Origin of the sequence: Kamptonema animale CS-326, from assembly GCF_028330895.1 — a bacterium.
Classification (GTDB): Bacteria; Cyanobacteriota; Cyanobacteriia; order Cyanobacteriales; family Microcoleaceae; genus Kamptonema; species Kamptonema formosum.
Window position 1 is genome coordinate 1 of record NZ_JAQMUA010000107.1, and the last position, 2540, is coordinate 2540.

The following is a 2540-nucleotide window of genomic DNA, read 5'->3' on the forward strand; positions in this document are numbered from 1 at the left end:
ATCTTTTACGATCGCGGATAATGGGCAGCTAAAAACGAAATAGCAGAAACGCGATCGCTCAGGGCTCCATCCAAAGTCGCTACTAACAAATCATCCAACATTTGCTTAAACTGCGGCCCTGGTTTATAGCCCAAAGCCTTTAAGTCATTACCATTCAAAGGCGGAGCAATATTTGCCCACTTAGTGAGGTATTCCCAAATTTGCCGCCGTTCCCGGCGCGGACATTGCACTGCTATTAAAATTAACATTGGTAACTGATAATTCCTCAGCATTAACACCAATTTACTAGGCAGATTGCACATTGGTAAAGATGCCATTAGCTTTATTTTTTCCTCTTCCAAATCTTGTAGTAACTTCACACTATCCACAGGTAATTGAAGATTTGCCGCTACCTTACCTCGATAATCTGGTGCTAAATAAGCAATTAAAACTTCTAATCGTATTAGCCAATCATTGATATTAATTCCTTGTAATTGATTGGCTATAGGCGATTTCACCTCTTTTTCATTATCAGTTTTTTCTGCCTTATTCCTTATTTTTAAATAGCGATCTACCAAACGTAACTGCCACAACAACTGCCGATCTAAATCTAAAGTTGGATGAATGCAACGTAAAGCCCCCAAATTCCCCAACATTTGCAAAGCTGATTTCCAGTAGGGAGCTTGTAAAATGTGTTTTAACTCACTTTTCAGTCGCGTTTCCAATGCCGGAGCGCGGTCATTTTCCCCCTGAATTCGGTAATAAATCCCACTATCTACAGCATGGCGGATATATCCTTCTGTCTGTGGCTCAATCTGAAATTCTAGCCGCACCGCAAACCGGACAGCACGATAAATTCGGGTGGGATCTTCGATAAAACTATTAGCGTGTAAAACTCGAATTTTTCGAGCTTTTAAATCTTGCAAACCTCCAAAAAAATCCAACAATTCACCAGCACGGGGATGGTTCAATCGCACAGCCAAAGCATTAATAGTAAAATCTCTGCGGTAAAGGTCTTGACGAATAGAACTTGCCTCAACTTCAGGGTTAGCTGCGGGATAAGGATAGAACTCAGTACGAGCAGTAGCAATATCTACCCAAAGGGAATCTAATTCAGAATCTTTGTGCCAGAGAAGAGCAGCAGTTTGAAATTGACCGTGAACGTCCAAACGTGCAGCAGGGTAGAGTTTTTGTAAAGCTGAAGCTAACTCCACAGCCGGAGATTGTAGACTGTGTTTTTTTACTGTAGGATTATTTATTGGGTAATTAACAACTGAATATTCTCGCTCTTCTTCTGTATTAACAATTGATTTTTCTTGAACTCGATCGACATTCTCCACTTCCAAATCGTGATATCCATCTACTACTAAGTCAATATCAGTCAGTGATAAACTATTTTCGGAAGCAGCAAGCAACAAATCTCTAACTGCTCCACCGACAAGATAAAGTTGCCAGCCGCGTTGTTCTGCTATCTTGGCAGCTTCCGATAAAAATTGGTCTAGTTGAGGATTGATACTGGTTGCAAGCAACTGTTTAATCGATTCAGGTAAAGAGCAAAATAGTAATTCTCTCTGCTTCTTTCCTACTCCCTCTCCTAATTTTCCCTTATCTTTTTGTTGGTGTAATTCTCGCAGCACGTCTGTACGAGTGACAATTCCTACTAGCTGACCATTTTCCAAAACAGGTAAACGCCCAATATCATAAGTCACCATCAAAGATTCAATTTCTGGTAGTACAGTATCAGGTGCAATAGTTTTGAGTTGAGGTGTCATGTAGCCTTTAACGGGGGCGTGACTGAAACCGTGATGTAGGGCAATATCAATATCGCGGCGGGTGATAATTCCAACTAAGCGATCGCGATCGTCCACAACTGAAAGACCAGAGTGACCATAGCGTAGTAAAATCCGGTGAGCCTCGCCGACAGAGATTTCAGGTCGAATTGTTCGCACCGGAGACGACATCAACTCACGAGCAGTAGGTGGGTAGGGGATTTGAGCTTTGAGTTGGTCAACTAATTGTGTTAAAATGATTAGGGGTTCAACGTCTCGGAGAGAGACAGAAGCAGCACGAGAGTGACCGCCACCTCCTAGAGATTTGAATAACTCATTAAGATTAGTTTCCTCAATCCGCGACCGACCAATAATAGTTAAGCGATTGAGAACAGTCGGATCTTCCGCTTCTTTTTGAGAATAAACGTTAGCTAGTAACAGGGCATCATTTTCTGTCAAATCTAGCAAGCGAGATGCCAAACTAGACAATCCCGGAACAAAGGTTTCAGTAGTTAGCAACACCCAGCCTACTGTATATCCCCGCAGAGTTTCTGACTGTAAATTTTCTAGAGAAACTGTTAGCAAATCGTGCAATTGAGGAGATAAACCGGGATCGACATATTCAGCAATTACGCGCAAACTCGCTCCCTGTTCCATTAACCAGGCTAAAGCAGTAGCATCTCGTGCTGTAGCCTGGTCAAAAGTAAGGGAACCCGTATCAACATGAATACCCAAGGCCATCACTGTTGCCTCAGCAGGAGTGAGGAAGAGGGGGGAGGGGGGGATGGGGAG

The 2540-nt window shown here is 42.7% G+C and carries 1 protein-coding gene; it reads right to left on the minus strand.

The window, feature by feature from the left end; all coding sequences use genetic code 11:
* Positions 1 to 5: 5 nt before the first annotated feature.
* The coding region (locus PN499_RS06165) for a CBS domain-containing protein (protein WP_334311660.1) at positions 6 to 2540 on the minus strand (2535 nt) is incomplete at its 5' end.